This window comes from Bradyrhizobium sp. SRL28 (assembly GCF_018596315.1).
Lineage (GTDB): Bacteria > Pseudomonadota > Alphaproteobacteria > Rhizobiales > Xanthobacteraceae > Bradyrhizobium.
This window is the reverse complement of record NZ_JAHEAG010000003.1, coordinates 303,269-320,591: the sequence shown is the minus strand read 5'-3', so window position 1 is coordinate 320,591 and position 17,323 is coordinate 303,269. Positions and strand designations below refer to the sequence as shown.

Genomic DNA, 17,323 nt, shown 5'->3' with positions numbered 1-17,323 from the left:
CATCAGGATATCCGGGAGCTACCTTGAGCGAGTTTCTGCAACATCTGATCAACATGCTGGTCCTCGGCGGCACCTATGCGCTGTTAGGCATCGGGCTGACCTTGATCTTCGGCATCATGAACGTCGTGAATTTCACGCATGGGATACTGTACACATTTGGCGCCTACATCATGTTCATCGTGGTGCACCAGCTCGGGGTTAACTTCTTCCTGGCGCTGCCGCTCGCCGTTGCCGCTGGCTGGCTTCTAGGCGCCGCGATCGAGCTGACCTTGCTGCGGCCGCTGCGCGGCTCCGACATCGACACGACCATGCTTGTCATGATCGGTGCCTGGATCGCGATGCAGTCCGGCGCCTTGTGGATATGGGGCGGTGTGGCGAAATCGGTGACCACGCCGTTCCCCGAGGCGCCGCTGGTGCTGGGCCCGGTCTCGGTGTCCTGGCTGCGGCTGTTCGTACTCGCCGCGGCGGCGATGCTGATCGTCGTCACCTATCTCCTGATCAACAAGACAAAACTCGGCTGTGCGATGCGGGCGACGTTTCAGGATCAGGACACCGCCTCGCTGATGGGCGTCAATGTCGACCTGATCTACACCTCGACCTTCGCGATCGGTTCGAGCCTTGCCGCCGCGGCTGGCGCGCTGCTCGGCCCGGTCTACGTCATCTTCCCGCAGATGGGCGATCTCGCCGCCGTCAAGGCGTTCGCGATCGTGATCCTCGGTGGGCTCGGCAACATCACCGGCGCGGTCATTGGCGGTTTCATTCTGGCATTGGCGGAGGAACTGGGCGCCGGCTATGTTTCGTCGGGATACCGCGACGCGATGGGCTTCTTGATCATTATCGCGGTTCTGATCTTCAAGCCGACCGGGCTTTTCGCTCGCTCGGAGCGCGTCGGATGAAGTCAGCGATCGCCATTCTCACAGTCGTCGCGTTCGCATCGGTGCCGCTGTGGCTGCGCGATCCGTATCTCATGAACGCGCTGATCACGACCGGCATCTTCATCATCGGCGCGATGAGCCTCAATCTGCTGCTCGGGTTTACCGGCCAGCTCAGTCTCGGCCACATCGCGTTCTTCGGCATCGGTGCCTATGTCAGCGCATTGACATCGCTTGGCTTCGATGTCGGCTTGCCTTTTGGCTTTCGCATTGTTCACGATCCCTGGCCGCCAATTGTCGGCTTCGTGTTGGCCATCGTTGTTGCGGGGTTATGCGGATATCTGGTGGGGTTGCTCTCGTTTCGCGTGCGCGGCGCCTATTTCGTGATCGTGACGATTTCCTTTGCCGAAGTCGTTCGGCTGGTGGCGCTGAATTGGGTCGAGTTGACGCAGGGCCCGCTGGCGCTGACCAACATTCCCTCGATCACGATCGGATTGCCGGGTCTCGGAGATCTGACCCTCCGCACCAAGCTGCAGAACTACTACCTCGTGCTTGCTGTCGCGGTTGTCACCTATCTTCTGATCTCGCGCCTGGTCCATTCGCATTTCGGCCGCGCCATGCGCGGGTTGATGGAAAACGAGACGCTGGCAGTGTCGGTCGGCATCGACGTGACAAAGACGCTCACTCTGGCGGCAGTGATCTCGGCCGGGATCGCCGGCGCTGCCGGCAGCCTCTATGCGCACTACATCCGGATCATCGATCCCGAGGTGTTCGCCTTCATCAATACGGTGACGATGGTGATCATGGTCATCACCGGCGGTAAGGGATCGCTGGCCGGGCCTGTCGTCGGCGGGATGATCTTCGGGCTGTTGCCTGTGTTCCTGCGCCCGATCATGGCGCCGGAGGCGCAATGGATCGCGTATGGCGGCGTGCTGATCGGCATCCTGTTCGTATTGCCGCGCGGCATCGTGCCGTCGCTGGCGCTGCGCTTTGCGAAACCGCGGAAACGGATCGAACCGGTTACCGCGGTCGCTTTTTCCGAACGTGACGTCAAGGAGCATGCATGATGCCAGCTCCTGCGATGGCATTGAGGGTGGAAAAGGTGGCCGTGCATTTCGGGGGGCTTGTTGCACTCTCGGATATGAACTTCACGGTCGGCGAGGGCGAGATCGTCAGCCTGATCGGGCCCAACGGTGCCGGCAAGACGACGGCGTTCAACGTCGTTACCGGCTTTCTGGACCCAACCCGCGGTGCCGTGAGCTATCGTGGAACCGCTCTCAACGGATTGAAGCCGTATCAGATCGCCGATCTCGGTTTGGCTCGCACCTTCCAGCGCACCAGTGTTTTTCCGAACGATACCGTCTACGACAATCTCCTGGTCGGGCTGCATCGCCAGGGGAGGGTCAACCTTCTCGAAGCCATTCTGGGGCTGCCGCGCGCGCGGTCTTCGGAGCGCCGTTTGCGGGAACGCGCCAGCGAACTGGTCGAATGGGTTGGCCTCGAACGCCGCGCTCGCGACCTTGCAGGCTCGCTGTCCTACGGCGAGCAGCGGCTTGTCGGTGTGGCATTGGCGCTGGCAGCCGAGCCGTCAATGCTGCTGCTCGACGAGCCGGTCTCCGGCATGAACGCGTCGGAAACCCACACCTTCGTGGAGTTGGTCCGTAACATCCGAGACCGCGGCGTCACCATCCTGCTGGTCGAGCACGACATGCCGATGGTGATGAGCGTCTCGGATAGGATCGTGGTGCTGAACTACGGCCGGATCATTGCCGAAGGACCGCCGGACGTGATCCGGAACGATCCAGCCGTCATCGAGGCTTATCTCGGGCAGGGAGCAACGCGTGCTTGAGATCCACGACATGGTGTGTGGCTATGGCGGCGTCACGGCGCTGCGTGGCATTTCGCTGGAGGTCAAGGCCGGGCAGCTCGTCGCCCTGATCGGCGCCAACGGTGCCGGCAAGAGCACCACGCTGCGCGCGATCTCCGGGCTCGTTGCGCCGCGTTCGGGGTCGATGCTGTTCGAGGGCAAGGACATTGCAGGCGCGAAGCCGCCGCGCGTGGTGGCCAGCGGGATCGCGCATTGTCCGGAAGGACGGCGGGTATTTCCGCACATGACGGTCGAGGAAAATCTCGACATGGGAGCTTATCTGCGCAGTGGTGCGGCCGAGATTTCGGCAGACCGCGATCGGATCTATGCCGAATTTCCGCGCCTGGCTGACCGCAAGCGGCAGGCGGCCGGCACCTTGTCGGGTGGTGAGCAGCAGATGCTGGCGATCGGCCGGGCGCTGATGTCACGTCCACGCCTGATCATGTTCGACGAGCCCTCCCTCGGGCTTGCGCCCAACATCGTCGAGCGAACGTTTGCGATCATCCGCGGCATCCGCGATGCCGGAACGACCGTCCTGCTGGTGGAGCAGAACGCGTTTGCGGCGCTTGAGATGTGCGACCACGCCTATCTGCTGGAAGGCGGCCGCATCGTTCTGTCCGGACCAGGCGCGGAGATGATCGAGAACGAGCACGTGCGAAAGGCCTATCTTGGCGGATGAGTGGCCCGAAATGGCGGCGTTGTCGAGCGACGGGCAATGGATGCCGGTCTGCGGGCTCAGCCGGCTGATTTCGCAAACGATCGTCTGTGTCCGCGTGACTGGCGTCGATTTGATTCTGGTCTGGAGCGAAGGTCGCGCGGTAGCCTGCGAGCGGATCTGCCCGCACGAACAGGCTGACCTCAGTCTCGGACACCTGTCGGGAGGACGCTTGTTCTGCCCCCGTCACGCGGCCTCGTTCGATCTCCGTAACGGCCGGATTTCCTACGGCTGGCCGAGCCAGCCGTTGCGGCTATACCCGGTCCGGATCAGGGACGATCAGGTCTGGATGGACGCAGGCGCGATCAAGTCGCCGATGACCTAGAGCGGGATGGGTTGGAGTCGAATCGATTCGCCATTAGCGCGAAGCTAACGATCTCGTGCCCCGGACGCAGTGCAGATACTCTTCGGCGGTACACCGCAGGGCCTAGACACAAAATCGCGAAAACAACCCCATGCAAAGTAGAATGGGCCCCGGCGCACAGCACTCACGCCGCTTGCGTCCGGGCAAGACGGTCCCTCGTCACGGCCCAACCTAATCTCATCCTGCTCTAGCCGACGAGCTTTCGGGCGATTTCGACAAGCTCGCCGTCAGGACGCCGCAGCTCGCTGAGAATGCTGAAATGGTCTGCGCCTTCGATCGGGAACAGATTCCCTGGCGCGCCCGCGGCCATGCGCGATTCATGAAGCTTGATTGAATCGAAAATCAGCGCCGGCAGTTCGGCCGCGCCATAGGCAACGTCGAGCCGCTTGTGCACGGCGGGCAGGCGAAGCGGCGAAAGGCTTGCGATTTCCTGGTCGGTCAACTTCAGCGCATTGTTGAGCCCGGTATCGCGGATGGGTGCAAGGTCATACACGCCGGAAATCGCCAGTCCCGCGGTGACACGCGGGTGATTGAGTGCCATTGCGACGAGGTGGGCGCCGGCCGACCAGCCCGAGAGCACGACGGGCCCGGAGATGCCGTAGGTTTCGCCGTTTTCGGCCAGCCAATCGAGTGACCGGGATATCTCCGTTACGATCTCCGTCAACGAAGCGTCGGGCGCCAGCGAATATCCGGGGATGGCAACCGACCAGCCATGCGCCGCAACGCCTTCGACCAGCATGGCAAACACTTCGCGCGAATTGCGCTGCCAGTAACCGCCATGCAGGAACACCAGGCACGGTGCTGTCTTCTCGGCGGCCGGATAGAGGTCGATCTTTGTTCTTTCGCGGTCGCCATAGGGAACATCAAGAAAGGACTTGCGGCTGGCGCGCAGCGTTTCGGATAGCTGGTTTCGTTCCGCGATCAGTGCTGCGCTGTTCTTTACCGCGGCATTGTTGTCATAAGCGGCGTCACGCTCCGCCTGGGAAAGCGCGGCCCAGTTCAGCCGGGGATCGAGCAGCCCGCCCTTTGTCGCCGAGATGTCAGTCACGCACGTCACTCCTGCAGAAACCAAGGCGTTCGTTATTGTTCAAATCGCTCAGCGACGACACCAGTATATTGGCGCTGCCAATCCTCGCAATCGAAAGAAGAACGAGCGGCTACGAACATTTTCAGGTCCTCGAAAAGTCGTGGACAGGGCGTCGGTCCGGTTACCGTATCGCGATAGACGTCCGGGGCCTCATCACAACGACCGGCGAAGAAGTGAGCAAGTGGCGTTCGGCTTATCGGTTGATGAAGAGACCGCGGACCATGACTTCCCAATTGCGCCGCCGCGAGGCGAAGACGTTCAGGTTGTTGCGGTCTTCTTCGCCTCGCTCAATCAGATATGCGGCTGCTTCGCTGTCCTTGGGGACCTGACCAGCCGGCGAAATGTGGTCGGTCGTGATGCCGTCGGCGACGACCAGAATCGGATAGGCGCGGTAAGAGCCGAGGCGCGATCCCGAGCCGAAGCTGGCGAAGGGGGCGACGGATGTAGGTCGAAGCATTGTCCCACTGAAATAGCGCCCCCGGAGGGACGACCCGCCGAATAAGGGTTTGGGTGCGTTACATATTTCGTAAACAGTAATTTATTTCGAAAATTATTGCTAACGTCAGACGAAGGTCGTAGAGTTACGACAACGGTCGGGGGCGGGGTCTGCCTCTTAGCTGGAGCGCGGATCTCTCAGGGACGAGATGTGATGGCCAGAAGCCTGTTCGATCCCGCGTCATTGGGCGCCCTGCGACTTCCCAACCGGATCATCATGTCATCGATGTCGCGTGACCGCTCTCCCGGCGGCGTGCCGACGGCCCTCAACGCCTCTTACTATGCGCAGCGCGCGACGGCGGGACTCGTGGTTACGGAGTCAACCGCCATTTCGCCCCGCGGTGTGGGCTGGCCGAACACGCCCGGCATCTACACCGAGACCCAAATCGCAGGCTGGAGGGTCGTCACCGATGCAGTCCATCGCGCGGGCGGATGCATCTTCTCACAGCTCTGGCATTGCGGGCGCAATTCCCATCCGCTGACGCAACCTGGCGGCGTCCTGCCAGTCGGGCCGTCGGCCATTCTGCCGCCAGGCACCATTCGCACGGCCGAGGGCCGCAAGCCGCTTCTAGTGCCGCACGAATTGTCGGCCGACGAGATCGCCGGCATTGTCGAGGAATACCGCGCGGCCGCGCGGAACGCGCTCGTGGCCGGCTTCGATGGCGTACAGGTGCACGCGGGCAACGGCTTCCTGCTCGACCAGTTCCTGCGCGACTCTGCCAACCGACGCACCGATGCCTACGGCGGTTCGGCGCAAAACCGCTGTCGACTCCTCGTCGAAGTAGTGGCGGCGGTCTGTGAGATCTGGAGCCCGCAGCGGGTTGGCGTGCGCTTCTCGCCCGCCAACCCGACAAATTATCACTTGCGGGACTCCGATCCGGCGCGGCTGCTTGCCACCGCGCTCGAGATGCTGAGCGAGCTGCGTGTTGCCTATGTGGATGTGGTGGAAGGCTCCACCACGACGGAGCCGGCGACGCACGAACTCGATTACCCGGTGCTGCGTCGCAGCTTTACCGGCCCCTACGTGGCCAACAACGGCTTCTCGAGCCGCGCGCAGGCTGAACGCGCGCTCGCGAGCCATGCCGATCTGATCTCCTTCGGAAGGCTCTTCATCGCCAATCCCGATCTGCCGCGTCGGCTGAAGATCGGCGCGCGCATGAATCCGCTGAACCAGGACGAACTCTATTCGCTCGATCACCGCGGCTACACCGACTATCCCTTCCTTGACCATAACAACGATCAGAACAACGCCATCCCGGCACCACAGGAGGAACACCCGTGAAATCGACCTTCTCGCGTCGCGCAGTTCTCCAATCCTTGTGTGCGGCTCCGCTGGCGCTGCATGCTCCCGGAGCCTGGAGCAAGAGCGGTTATCCCGATCGTCCGATTCGCCTCGTCATGACGCTGCCGGCCGGCACGTCCGCCGATACCATGGCTCGTTTTATTGCCGAGAAACTCCATGCCGAACTGGGTCAGCCGGTGTGGGTGGACAATCGCCCTGGCGCCAGTTCCAACATCGGCTATCAGGCCGCAAGCACCGCGCCTGCCGATGGCCATACTCTGCTCTACGGTCTCTTGTCGGTGATCCTCAATCCGCATCTCTTCAAGACCCTGCCTTACAAGCCATCGGACTTCACGCCGATCATCCACTTGCTCGACGTACCCTTCGTGCTCGTTGTGCGCGCCGACTCGCCTTATCGCTCGGTGCAGGAGCTGCTCGATGCCGCCAAGGCGAACCCAGACAAGCTCACATACCCGTCCTACGGCCTCGGCTCTGCCAATCATGTGGCCGTGCTTCAAATGCTCCAGGCCACCGGGGCAAGCATGATCCACGTCCCGTACAAGGATGGTGGCTTGAACGATCTTTTGGGCGGACGCATCGACTGCTCGCTGGACGTGACGGCCACGACCATCCCCCACATTGTCTCAGGCGCCTTGCGTCCGCTGGTTGTTTCTACGCGTCAACGGCTCGAGGAGCTTCCCGACGTGCCGACGTTCGAGGAAGCCCGATTGGGCGTGCCGCTCTATTCCTGGAACGGCATGTTTGCCCGCGCCGGCACACCGCCTGATATCATCAACCGCTTGTCCTCTGCACTGCAGACGATCACCGCCAGGGACGACTTCCGCAAGAAGGTGAAGGAATTCCTGCAGATCCCGCAGGGCGGCACGCCCGAACAATTTGCGTCGTTCCTGGCACAGGATTCGGATAACTGGGGCCGGATCGTCTCCAAAGCCGGCATTCGGATTGAATGACCTGCCACGAAAGGGCGCGAACGCGCCTAGAGCACGATCCGGAAAAGTGGGTACCGGTTTTCCGAAAAGATCACGCTCTATTTGGCTGCGATGGCGCTCTCTCTGGCCACCTCGGCGAGCAGACCGCGCGCCCATTTGTGGAGACCAGATTTGGCAGTTCTCGCACTCCAGTACATGTCGATGCTGATCGGAACATGGAAGGGCAGGGAGGCGATATGCAGGCCGCCTTGCATGGCGCGGGCCAGATGATGCGGGATGGCTGCGATGAGATTGGTGCCGGGAATAATACGCTCGAGACAATCATGACTCGGCAGCGTGACCGCCGGCTCCAGCACGATCCCCTTGGCCTTGAGGACATCGATGTAGAGCGGTTGCCATTCACCATTATGGGTCACGAACACATGTTCCGCCTTGCGATAGGCTGAAAGCGTAATTCGGCCGCGGGCGAGAGGATTGGCGGGGTCCATCACGCACGCATAGTGGTCGGTGAGGACGTGTCGGCGATAAAAGTTGTCGCCGACAATCCCAACCGGACCAAGGACGATGTCGCACTGGTTCTGCTTGAGATGGACATTGCCGTGCCCCGCGGCGTCAAGCAGAACGAGCCGTGCATGCGGCGCTGTCGCTCGCATTGTGGCGCTGAATTGCGGGATCAGAGTTTGCCGTTCGTGATGGTTGCAGGAAATCGTCACCGTGCCCTTTGCGACGGACGGATCGAATTCCGCCGGCGAGGCGAGGCCCTCGATTTGCCCGATCGTCTCCCGAGCCCAATGCACCAGTCCCGCGCACCGTTCGGTGGCGGTGACGCCGTTGCCCTGCCGAACAAACAGTGGGTCCTGAAAGGCGCTGCGCAATCGCTCGACCGTGTAGCTGATCGTGGACTGGTTGACGTTGAGCCGTTCGGCCGCCGCGGAGAACGATCGCAGGTCGTACACCAGAACAAGCGTGCGTAACGCGCCGATGTCTACCGGATCGATGGAGTTGATCGTCAAGGCTGTGCCTCCATGCGCGCGCTTCCGGCCGCCAGCCTAGCACGGGTCATGCAATATTTCGATAGACTAAATCCAGTCTATCGAATTGAGCGATTGGTCCGCATTGAATAGCCTTCGCGGAAAGAATTCTTCTGGGAGGAGGAAATGATGAGCGCCGTACCGGCCATCGCAGATGTCTCTTATGACGCCCTGCTCGAAGACCCTTATCCGATTTTTCGACGGGTTCGCGACACGGCTCCTGCCGTGTTCGTAGCGGCGGCAAACCTGACGCTCGTTACGCGCTTCGATGACATCATGAGAATCGAGCGCGATTCCGCGACCTACTCGTCGGTCAATCCTGCTTCGCTGGTCAACAAGGTGATGGGTCCGACGTTCATGCGCAAGGACGGCGCTGAACACGCCGCCGGTCGCAAGGCTGTCGAGCCTGCCTTCCGGCCCGGCATTATCAAAGAGCACTGGGCGCCGAAATTCGCCGCGATCTGCGAGCGGCTGATCGACAAGCTCGTCGAAGCTGGTGAGGCGGACCTCTATTCGGCGCTCGCCGCGCCGATGGCTTCGCTCAGCTTGATGGAGATGATCGGCTTCAAGGAGATTGCGTGGGAGACGCTGGCATTGTGGTCCCAATCGCTGATCGATGGCGCGGGCAACTACTCACGCGATGCCGAGATCGACCGGAAGGCGATGGAGGCGGGCGCCGGGATCGATACGGCGATCGAGGCGGTGCTCGACCATCACCGCGCACATTCGAACCCCTCGATCTTGTCGGCCATGGTGCATGCGGACCCGCCGATGCCGATCGAGGAGATCCGGGCCAATATCAAGGTGATCATCGGCGGCGGGCTCAATGAACCGCGCGACGCGATTCTCACGCTCACTCTCGGCCTGCTCGCAGATCCCGATCAAAAGGAGAGTGTTCTTGCCAAGCCGGAACTGTGGCCAACCGCGTTTGAGGAGGCGGTGCGCTGGATCTCTCCGATCGGCATGTATCCGCGCCGCGTCGCCCGCGAGGTCGATCTCTCCGGCGTGACGCTCCCGGAAGGTCTTCAGATCGGGCTCTGCGTTGGAGCTGCGAACCGGGATGACAGGCGTTTCGCGGATCCGGATCGCTTTGACATTTTCCGCGCCAAGCAATCGCATCTGGCCTTTGGCGCCGGACCACATTTCTGCGCGGGCACCTGGGTCTCGCGGCAGACCGTCGGCAGGATCATGGTGCCGATGCTGTTCGAACGCCTCGCCAATCTTCGGCTGCGCGATGATACGCCGCCGCTCGTTCGCGGCTGGGTGTTCCGCGGTCCGATTTCACTGCCTGTTCGTTGGGACGCCTGACGGAGGAAGCATGCCAAAGATCATCTTTATCAACGCAGACGGGGCCACCCGCGAGGTCGTCGCCAGCACAGGCCAGTCCGTGATGGAGGCGGCTCTCGCCGCCGGCGTGAGCGGAATCGTGGCCGAGTGCAACGGCGCGGCCGCCTGCGCCACGTGCCATTGTTACTTCGACTCAAACGCCGGATGCACCGGCGAAATCGGCGAGCACGAGAATGAGATGCTCGATTTTGCCGCCTCGGAGCGCACGGCGGACAGCCGCCTGAGTTGTCAGGTGCGCGTCGTGGCGGAGATGGAAGGCATGACGATACGCGTGCCATCCGTGCAATAGGCGCAAGTGGGAATGGCCATGTCCCGCTCGCAAGCATTTGCAGCTAAGGTGGAGCGGGTCGGCTCAAGCAGCCAGGCCTGAGCGCAGTTCGCGCAGTAGCCCTTCGGCGTCACGCATGTCGCCGGCGGTCCCGAACACCATATGGTCGGGACGTACGAGAACAGCACATGCGCCTTTCGCCGAAAGCCAGTTGGCGAGCAGGCCGTCTTCTTCCGTCAGCGGCGCTCGTTCGGACGGACTCCGCGCAATTCGATGCACGGCCACACCCAATTCCCTAGCTTGCCCGAGCAATGCAGGCGGCACATCGATATCTCCCGCGAACAGAAGAACGAACCCGCGGGGAAGCATGTCATCGAGACGCGTGCGACCGCCCGGGCCTGCGACCCAAGGCTGGGGACTCGGCTCTCCGGCGCCCGGCGAAAGCGATCCGTTGACGCCACGACCGATGAGGCCGTGGCGGATCGGCGGAAACAGATTTTGGCGGATCTGGACTCCTTGGCCGGCCTCCATCGCCGCAATCAGTTCGGCATCGCGTGCGCGTGCCTTTTCCGGATCCAGTTCGCAGATGACCCGCCCGAGCCGCTTCGTGATTTCGATTATTTCCCGCAGCAAAGGCCGGCGCTCTGCCTCGTAGGTATCGAGCAGACGCTCCGAACCACCCCGAAGCGCATGGGCCAGCTTCCATGAAAGATTGGCTGTATCCTTGACACCCTGCACCATGCCTTGGGCGAGAAAGGGTGGCATCATGTGGCAGGCGTCGCCCGCAAGAAAGACGCGGCCCGTCCGCCATTTCTCCGCAACCAAAGCGTGGAAGGTGTAGGTCGCGGAACGCCACAAGCGCGCCCGGTCCGGTCGCAGCCACGGGGAGAGTAATTCCCAGATGCGTGTCTCGCGATTGACCTCGTCCGCGTTCTCACCCGGCAGGATCATGAATTCCCAACGTCGCAGCCGTCCAGGCCCTATGACATATGTGTGCGGTCGTGCCGGACTGCAGAACTGTATGTTGGTCTGTGGAAGCGGCGTATGCTCGTCCTCGACGATCATGTCCACCACCAACCAAGGCTCATGAAAATCTAGATCTTCGAAGCTGATGTCTAGACTACGACGGACGAAGCTGTTTCCGCCGTCGCAACCCACGACAAAACTCGGGGCCCGTGTGGTGATCTCCCCCGTCGCTTTATCCCTCAGCGTCAGGATTGGCTCATCGGGGTTCTTCAGCTCGATCAACTCAAGCCCCGGGCGCAAGGTGAGAGTAGGGAATTTCGTCGCATTTTGGCGTAGCACCCGCTCGAGCTCGGGCTGCAGGAATGTCAGGTAGGGCGGCCACGTGAGTGGATACGGTTCCGGCGGGGATTCGAACCGCCGCAGCAGAATACCTTGTTCAGAACGGTATTCAGAGGGGCGGTAGTCGCCGATCGCGCCCGCGAGGGCGTCCGTCGCGCCGATACTCTGAAAGATACGCATCACCTCGTGGTCCATGCCGATGGCACGAGGAAGGCTGTAGATTTCGCTGGCGGCATCCACGCCCTCGACTCTGATCCCCTGGGAAGCCAGCAGATTGCAAAGGGTGATGCCGACCGGTCCGAGCCCGACCACGACGACCTCCGGTGCATCGGCTGAAGACAATCGACTCTCCTTTTATTTTCTGCGATCGAGATCGTTGCCGCACCACTGCGCGGGGACGCAGCCAACTGCAGCCAAAGAAATCCCGACGATAACGGGAGCGCCGGCCAACAGGACGGGCGCTCTGGCTCGTTGCGGGGCTGCCGACCCCAGTGTTGGATCAGACGTTCAGGACGTCACGTCCGAGCCGCGCCCAACAGGACGAAGGCCAGCGTGGCTGGTTTGTCGCTTGGATTGCGCCACGCATGGCGTGCGCCTTGCTGAACAACCGTATCGCCGCTTTTGAGCTGCACGGTTACACCATCATCAAGCTCCAGCACGATCTGACCGTCGATCACGCAGGCATAGTCCAACGTCGGTGTGGTGTGCATCCCGGGATTGTCCATCTCGAAGGTCTCGGCGATGCCGGGTGCCGCCGCGACATGCTCGGGGCCGGCGAGCGCCGGGTTGAACTCCGGTGACATCATCACGTTGTCCGGCGGGAAGGTGACGACGAGAAAGGCCGAGCCGCCCGGTCCCGGCAGCAGGCTGCTGCCGGGAACGGACATTGGATCCTTGCCGTCCGCCGGTAGCGTCGGCGTGGCAGCGGCCATCCAGATCGGTGCGGAGACGAAGCCCGGGGTATGCTTGAGGGCCATTTCGCGAGGCGAGGTGCCATCGCTTACCACCACCGACTTTCCGGCACCGTTCTTGGCGGTGACGACACGTCTGAAGCTCATGTTTCCTCTCCTTGGGTGTTGTTGTCGTGGCTGGCTCGCCGCGGTTCTGCGGCGGCCATCATTGGTTCAGGGATAGATGACGAAGTTGGAGAACCCGCCGTGGCGCTGGGCGATGCCGGAGATGGCCTCGTTCACCTCGGAGAGCGGACGCCCTTGCGTCTCGAGCATCGACAGGTCCACCACGCCCGCGGCAACAAGGTCGGCCATTTCCTGTCCTTCCTCCGTGGTCAGCCAGGCGGAGCCATAGAGGCGCTGGTTGCGGTCCATCAGACGATGGACGTCGATCGAGACCGGTCCCATCACGGCACCGATATCGACGGCGATGCCGCCGCGGCGCAGGCTGTAAAGTCCTTGCAGGAACGTCTCGTGCAGCGCGCCCGGCCCGTTGCAATCCAGGAAAGCGTCTACGCCTTCGCCGTCAGTGTGCTTCATGACAAAGTCGGTGACGCTGCCGTCCTCGATCGAGAATACCTCAATGCGCGAGGGTGCAAGGGCCTTGACTTCCTCCAGCAGCTTGCGGTCGCGGCCGGTGCCGAGGATTTTCTTGACGCCCATGGCCGGACCGAAGATCGCCGCGGCGATGCCGAGCGTGCCGCTGATGCCGTTGACGAGAATCGTATCGCCCGGACCGGCATTGACCTTCTTCAGCGCCGAATAGACCGTGCCGAGGTAGCCGAGACGCGCCGCCTGCTCGTAGGTCATGTTGTCGGGGATCTTCACGATCGCCGAGGCCGGAGCCACGGTGTGTTCACTCAGGCCGCCGATCGGGTAATCGGCAAAGGTCTGCATGGCGTGCTCGCTGAAGCCGAAATAACCCTGAAACGCATAGTGCTTGCAGGAAATGGAGTCGCCCCTGCGGCAATGGCGGCACGAGCCGCATGAGCGGCCAGGATTGATATAGACGCGGTCGCCGGGTTTGAGCCCGTGTACCTGCCGGCCCACCGCTGCGATTTCGCCGGCCGGGTCCAGCCCGAACACCGCGGGAAGCGGCGGCTGCGGCATGTGAGGAAACCAGGTCGGCCAGTTGGCAAGGATGTTGCCGAGGTTTGGCACGATCCCGCAGGCCTTCACGCGGACCAGGACATCCATGTCGCCCGGTTTGGGGGTCGGCAGTTTTTCCAGCTTCAACTCGCCGCCGACCGTGTGCATCCGGGCAGCGATCATCGTTTCAGACACGGCCATCTAGTTCCTCCCTTTGTGATGTCGAACGCAGGCTTGGCGCCCGCTGTCCCCGAACACTCTGACAGCATATTTTCGAAAATACAACATCTTTTCGTAATATCTGCGCGAGGCAGGGCTCGACGCGCGGGCGTGCTCGCACAGCCGGATCAACCGGCGGCGTTAAGCAGGCCTTGCATTGAGAGAAAGGAGTGACGCGCTGCTGCGTTATTCAGCCGCGACGTGATCAGAGCGGGTGTGAGGTGCTTCGTCCGCGGCGTCAAAGAGATGACCGGCGTGCTTGATGACGTTTTCGGTCGTCTCGCGGATGTGACGCTCGATCAGTTCCTGAGCCTTTGCCGTATCCCGCGCGATTACCGAATCCATGATCATCTTGTGTTCGACATCCTTGGCGCGCCACTTTGGCCGGAACTGCGACGACATGCGGCGGTAGCGGTGTGCGCGTTCGAACAGCTTCTGGCGGATCTCCAGCAGATTGGGGGAGCCGCAGGCGGCGACGAGCGAAAAATGAAAGTCGCCATGAAGTTTGCCCCACTCGCCGGAAAGATAGTAGTTCGAGCCGAGGCGGGTCTGGAGGCGATCCATCCGATGGAAAGAGCCGATGATATCTGCTTCCCAACCGTCATTACCGTGCTTGATGGCAAGCCCGAGGCATTCGCGTTCGACGAGCACGCGGACGTAGGTGAGGTCATTCAGGTCGGCAATCGAGACCGGCGCGACCACAAAGCCGCGCTGGTCCTCTGCTACCACGAGGCCTTCAGCCACGAGACGCGACAGCGCCTCCCGCAGCGTAGAGAAGCTTACCGCGTACATGTCACGCAGCCCCTCGAACCGAAGCTTCGCGCCGGGCTTCAGCACGCAGCTGATGATGTCCGCGCGCATCCGGTGCAGTACGTCCGCCGCGCGTGTTTCTCCTGCTGGCTTGTCACGCATCCGCGTCGTCCTAGGTTGCTGTCCGCAACACAGTATAGGTTGCAGTCCCCACAGTATGGCTGATTTTCGAAAAAATCAAACCGCGTCCGATGTGTGGATGTGGATCGGCCAGGTGCGTGCGCTGGGGGACCGGTGCCATGTCGGCGGCCTCGGCCGAAACGGGGCAATCCGCAGATCCGCTGGAACCCGGCGAATTCCGGCACTTTCGTTTCCCTTAGGACCTTCTTCCTTAGAAGAAGGCCTGCAATCCAGTCTGGGCGCGGCCAAGAATCAGCGCATGCACATCATGGGCACCCTCATAGGTGTTGACCGTTTCGAGATTCAGCATGTGCCGCATGACACAGAACTCGTCTGAGATGCCGTTGCCGCCGTGCATGTCGCGGGCGAGCCGCGCGATCTCGAGCGCCTTGCCGCAATTGTTGCGCTTGATCAGGCTGATCATTTCGGGTGCCATGCTTCCTTCATCGAACAGTCTGCCGACGCGCAGCGCTGCCTGCAGTCCGAGCGCGATCTCCGTTTGCATGTCGGCGAGCTTCTTCTGGTAGAGCTGGGTATTGGCGAGAGGCCGTCCGAACTGTTTGCGGTCAAGCCCGTATTGACGCGCGGCATGCCAGCAGGCTTCGGCCGCGCCCATTGCGCCCCAGGCAATTCCGTACCGTGCCCGGTTGAGACAGCCGAACGGTCCGGCGAGGCCTTCCGCGTCAGGCAGAAGCGCTTCTTCGCCGACTTCAACGCCGTCGAGGACGATTTCGCCGGTTACCGAAGCGCGCAAGGAGAGTTTGCCCTCGATCTTCGGCGCCGACAGGCCGGCCAGCCCCTTCTCCAGAACAAAACCGCGGATTTTGCCGCCATGGGCTTCGGATTTTGCCCACACGACAAAGACATCGGCGATCGGAGCATTGGTGATCCAGATCTTTGCCCCGTTCAGCCGATAGCCGCCCGCGATCTTCGCCGCGCGTGTTTTCATGCTGCCGGGATCGGAGCCTGCGTCCGGCTCAGTCAGGCCGAAGCAACCGATCCATTCGCCGCTGGCGAGCTTGGGCAGATATTTGCGCCGTTGCGCCTCCGAGCCGTAGGCATGGATCGGATACATGACCAGTGACGATTGCACCGACATCATCGAGCGGTAGCCGCTGTCGACGCGCTCGACCTCGCGCGCGATGAGGCCGTAGGCGACGTAAGAGGCGCCGATGCCACCATACGTTTCGGGAATGGTCACGCCCAAAAGGCCAAGATCGCCCATTTCGCGGAATATCTCCGGATCGGTGCGCTCGTCCCGGAAAGCCTTCTGGACACGCGGCGCCAGACGCTCCTGCACATAGGCGCGTGCCGTGTCGCGAATCATGCGCTCTTCCTCGCCAAGTTGGGCCTCGAGCAAAAACGGATCGTCCCACGCGAATGGACTGCTACCCTTTGCGCCTGCCATGACTCCCACTGCTCCAATCCTCTCGAAACCTTCTCCGGCAGATCGCCGGCTTTGCCCAACCCGTCGTCGCATAAAATTTCGAAAATATCAATTTTAATCGAAAATATGTTGCCTCCGTCGCTCAGATGCGATAGCAGAACTCCAACATCTTGAAGTTTGGGAGGTGCAGATGCCGCATTTGGTGCACGCGATCGGGCATGTGAAAATCAACACCACCGTGACCGAGACGGTGGTGCGGGAGGCAACCGAAATACTCGGATTGCAGGTCACTTACTCGGACGAACGCCAGACCTGGCTAAGCTCCAACGGGCGCGCGGCCGAGCTGGTGTTGCTCAGGTCGCATGAGAACTCGACCCATACGATCGGGCTGGAAGCGCTCACGGTCGAAGCCGTCCGGGAAGCGGAGTCCCGGATCGAGGGCGCCGGCTGCCGGATTCTTTCTCGCGAACCCAGCCTCGAGTGCATGGCCGCGGGCGTAACCTTCGCGACGCCGGAGGGGCTGCGTTTCGAGATACACACGCCCACGCGCAACCAGCTTTATGGACGACGGTACCCGACCCATGGCGTCGGCCCGAACCGCATGGACCATCTCAACCTGACGACGCCTGATCCGGCTGCAACGCGCCGGCAGCTCGAGAGCATCGGCGGCCTTCGCTTGTCGGAACGCCTGGTCGACGACAGCCTGAGCTGGATGTATGGCGGCAACCGCCTGCATCACATCGTCGGTGTCGTTCGTGGCAAAGCGGGGCTGCATCACTACTCCTTCGAGTTCAAGGAATTCAATGACTACCTGAAGCTCGGCGATCTGCTCGATCGATTTGACAAGCAGATGCTCTGGGGACCGGGCCGCCACCGGCCGGGTGACAATACCTATGCGTATTACACCGACTCCAGCGGCGCGATGGTTGAATGCTCCGGCTCGATGGCGTCGATCGCGGACGATGAGGGTTTCGTTCCAAACGTCATCACCAATCTCGAACGTCCCGGCAATGTGCGCTCAATGAATGTCTGGGGCACGCCCGCGCCGCTCGAGTGGCGCCAGCATCACTTTCCCTTTACCGCCATCAACTGACCGATACAGGCAGACGACCTTGCGCCGGCAACATTCGCCTTCGCCGCAAGCGTGAATGCACAGGGACAGCGC

The 17,323-nt window shown here is 61.9% G+C and carries 17 protein-coding genes and 1 pseudogene; 10 read left to right on the top strand and 8 right to left on the bottom strand.

Annotated features, from left to right (window positions below):
- The first annotated feature begins 23 nt into the window (after window positions 1-23).
- The 5 genes from KIP88_RS09400 to KIP88_RS09380 are packed head-to-tail and all read left to right on the top strand — an operon-like array spanning window position 24 to window position 3,779.
- Window positions 24-896, top strand: coding sequence for a branched-chain amino acid ABC transporter permease (locus tag KIP88_RS09400; protein ID WP_214487615.1), 873 nt, complete (start codon window positions 24-26; stop codon window positions 894-896).
- On the top strand, window positions 893-1,939 hold the full coding sequence (locus KIP88_RS09395; protein ID WP_214487614.1) for a branched-chain amino acid ABC transporter permease: 1,047 nt from the start codon (window positions 893-895) through the stop codon (window positions 1,937-1,939). Before KIP88_RS09400 ends, KIP88_RS09395 begins: the two co-directional genes overlap by 4 nt.
- Window positions 1,939-2,721 (top strand): ABC transporter ATP-binding protein, encoded by a 783-nt coding sequence (locus KIP88_RS09390; protein ID WP_214487998.1) that lies wholly within the window; start codon window positions 1,939-1,941, stop codon window positions 2,719-2,721. The genes KIP88_RS09395 and KIP88_RS09390 overlap by 1 nt, the downstream gene beginning before the upstream one ends.
- The gene (locus KIP88_RS09385) at window positions 2,714-3,418 is read left to right on the top strand and encodes an ABC transporter ATP-binding protein (protein ID WP_214487613.1); all 705 of its coding nucleotides are present in this window, start codon (window positions 2,714-2,716) and stop codon (window positions 3,416-3,418) included. Before KIP88_RS09390 ends, KIP88_RS09385 begins: the two co-directional genes overlap by 8 nt.
- Window positions 3,408-3,779 carry a Rieske (2Fe-2S) protein gene (locus KIP88_RS09380; protein WP_249790644.1) on the top strand — a complete coding sequence of 124 codons (372 nt, stop codon included), beginning with the start codon at window positions 3,408-3,410 and terminating at the stop codon, window positions 3,777-3,779. The genes KIP88_RS09385 and KIP88_RS09380 overlap by 11 nt, the downstream gene beginning before the upstream one ends.
- A 226-nt stretch (window positions 3,780-4,005) precedes the next feature.
- On the opposite strand, the gene KIP88_RS09375 is transcribed toward KIP88_RS09380, so the two are convergent.
- Together KIP88_RS09375 and KIP88_RS09370 are read right to left on the bottom strand one after the other, a co-directional pair.
- Window positions 4,006-4,866 carry an alpha/beta hydrolase gene (locus tag KIP88_RS09375; RefSeq protein ID WP_214487612.1) on the bottom strand — a complete coding sequence of 287 codons (861 nt, stop codon included), beginning with the start codon at window positions 4,864-4,866 and terminating at the stop codon, window positions 4,006-4,008.
- 235 nt (window positions 4,867-5,101) lie between these two features.
- Window positions 5,102-5,390: pseudogene (locus tag KIP88_RS09370) on the bottom strand (aconitate hydratase AcnA); the annotation flags it as partial.
- Between the two features lie 164 nt (window positions 5,391-5,554).
- On the opposite strand from KIP88_RS09370, the gene KIP88_RS09365 reads away from it, so the two are divergent.
- Both KIP88_RS09365 and KIP88_RS09360 read left to right on the top strand, forming a co-directional pair.
- Complete coding sequence (locus KIP88_RS09365; protein WP_214487610.1) at window positions 5,555-6,682, top strand: alkene reductase; 1,128 nt, start codon at window positions 5,555-5,557, stop codon at window positions 6,680-6,682.
- Window positions 6,679-7,653, top strand: a complete 975-nt coding sequence (locus KIP88_RS09360) for a tripartite tricarboxylate transporter substrate binding protein (RefSeq protein WP_214487609.1) — start codon at window positions 6,679-6,681, stop codon at window positions 7,651-7,653. The genes KIP88_RS09365 and KIP88_RS09360 overlap by 4 nt, the downstream gene beginning before the upstream one ends.
- A 77-nt stretch (window positions 7,654-7,730) precedes the next feature.
- Here KIP88_RS09360 and KIP88_RS09355 read toward each other — a convergent pair whose 3' ends face one another.
- Entirely contained in the window at window positions 7,731-8,645 is a 915-nt protein-coding gene (locus KIP88_RS09355; RefSeq protein ID WP_214487608.1) for a LysR family transcriptional regulator, read from the bottom strand.
- 147 nt (window positions 8,646-8,792) lie between these two features.
- Here KIP88_RS09355 and KIP88_RS09350 point away from each other — a divergent pair, with 147 nt between their 5' ends.
- Both KIP88_RS09350 and KIP88_RS09345 read left to right on the top strand, forming a co-directional pair.
- Window positions 8,793-9,971 (top strand): cytochrome P450, encoded by a 1,179-nt coding sequence (locus tag KIP88_RS09350; protein WP_308163347.1) that lies wholly within the window; start codon window positions 8,793-8,795, stop codon window positions 9,969-9,971.
- A 10-nt stretch (window positions 9,972-9,981) separates the two neighbouring features.
- Entirely contained in the window at window positions 9,982-10,299 is a 318-nt protein-coding gene (locus tag KIP88_RS09345; RefSeq protein ID WP_214487606.1) for a 2Fe-2S iron-sulfur cluster-binding protein, read from the top strand.
- A gap of 63 nt (window positions 10,300-10,362) precedes the next feature.
- Here KIP88_RS09345 and KIP88_RS09340 read toward each other — a convergent pair whose 3' ends face one another.
- From KIP88_RS09340 to KIP88_RS09320, 5 genes are all read right to left on the bottom strand, one after another.
- The gene (locus tag KIP88_RS09340; RefSeq protein WP_214487605.1) at window positions 10,363-11,925 is read right to left on the bottom strand and encodes a bifunctional 3-(3-hydroxy-phenyl)propionate/3-hydroxycinnamic acid hydroxylase; all 1,563 of its coding nucleotides are present in this window, start codon (window positions 11,923-11,925) and stop codon (window positions 10,363-10,365) included.
- A 173-nt stretch (window positions 11,926-12,098) separates the two neighbouring features.
- Window positions 12,099-12,641 carry a cupin domain-containing protein gene (locus KIP88_RS09335; protein WP_214487604.1) on the bottom strand — a complete coding sequence of 181 codons (543 nt, stop codon included), beginning with the start codon at window positions 12,639-12,641 and terminating at the stop codon, window positions 12,099-12,101.
- 66 nt (window positions 12,642-12,707) lie between these two features.
- Window positions 12,708-13,823, bottom strand: coding sequence for an alcohol dehydrogenase catalytic domain-containing protein (locus tag KIP88_RS09330; protein WP_214487603.1), 1,116 nt, complete (start codon window positions 13,821-13,823; stop codon window positions 12,708-12,710).
- A 204-nt stretch (window positions 13,824-14,027) separates the two neighbouring features.
- On the bottom strand, window positions 14,028-14,753 hold the full coding sequence (locus KIP88_RS09325; protein ID WP_214487602.1) for an FCD domain-containing protein: 726 nt from the start codon (window positions 14,751-14,753) through the stop codon (window positions 14,028-14,030).
- A gap of 229 nt (window positions 14,754-14,982) precedes the next feature.
- Window positions 14,983-16,179: an acyl-CoA dehydrogenase gene (locus tag KIP88_RS09320; RefSeq protein ID WP_214487601.1), complete on the bottom strand. Its 1,197-nt coding sequence runs from the start codon at window positions 16,177-16,179 to the stop codon at window positions 14,983-14,985.
- Window positions 16,180-16,348: 169 nt separating this feature from the next.
- On the opposite strand from KIP88_RS09320, the gene KIP88_RS09315 reads away from it, so the two are divergent.
- Window positions 16,349-17,251: a VOC family protein gene (locus KIP88_RS09315; protein ID WP_214487600.1), complete on the top strand. Its 903-nt coding sequence runs from the start codon at window positions 16,349-16,351 to the stop codon at window positions 17,249-17,251.
- Window positions 17,252-17,323: the final 72 nt, after the last annotated feature.

Bases quoted from the DNA above. Each gene is read 5' to 3' on its own strand.
- KIP88_RS09335 (WP_214487604.1), bottom strand. From the start codon at position 12,641: ATGAGCTTCAGACGTGTCGTCACCGCCAAGAACGGTGCCGGAAAGTCG.
- KIP88_RS09395 (WP_214487614.1), top strand. From the start codon at position 893: ATGAAGTCAGCGATCGCCATTCTCACAGTCGTCGCGTTCGCATCGGTG.
- KIP88_RS09325 (WP_214487602.1), bottom strand. From the start codon at position 14,753: ATGCGTGACAAGCCAGCAGGAGAAACACGCGCGGCGGACGTACTGCAC.
- KIP88_RS09365 (WP_214487610.1), top strand. From the start codon at position 5,555: ATGGCCAGAAGCCTGTTCGATCCCGCGTCATTGGGCGCCCTGCGACTT.
- KIP88_RS09390 (WP_214487998.1), top strand. From the start codon at position 1,939: ATGCCAGCTCCTGCGATGGCATTGAGGGTGGAAAAGGTGGCCGTGCAT.
- KIP88_RS09315 (WP_214487600.1), top strand. From the start codon at position 16,349: ATGCCGCATTTGGTGCACGCGATCGGGCATGTGAAAATCAACACCACC.
- KIP88_RS09350 (WP_308163347.1), top strand. From the start codon at position 8,793: ATGAGCGCCGTACCGGCCATCGCAGATGTCTCTTATGACGCCCTGCTC.
- KIP88_RS09345 (WP_214487606.1), top strand. From the start codon at position 9,982: ATGCCAAAGATCATCTTTATCAACGCAGACGGGGCCACCCGCGAGGTC.
- KIP88_RS09320 (WP_214487601.1), bottom strand. From the start codon at position 16,179: ATGGCAGGCGCAAAGGGTAGCAGTCCATTCGCGTGGGACGATCCGTTT.
- KIP88_RS09330 (WP_214487603.1), bottom strand. From the start codon at position 13,823: ATGGCCGTGTCTGAAACGATGATCGCTGCCCGGATGCACACGGTCGGC.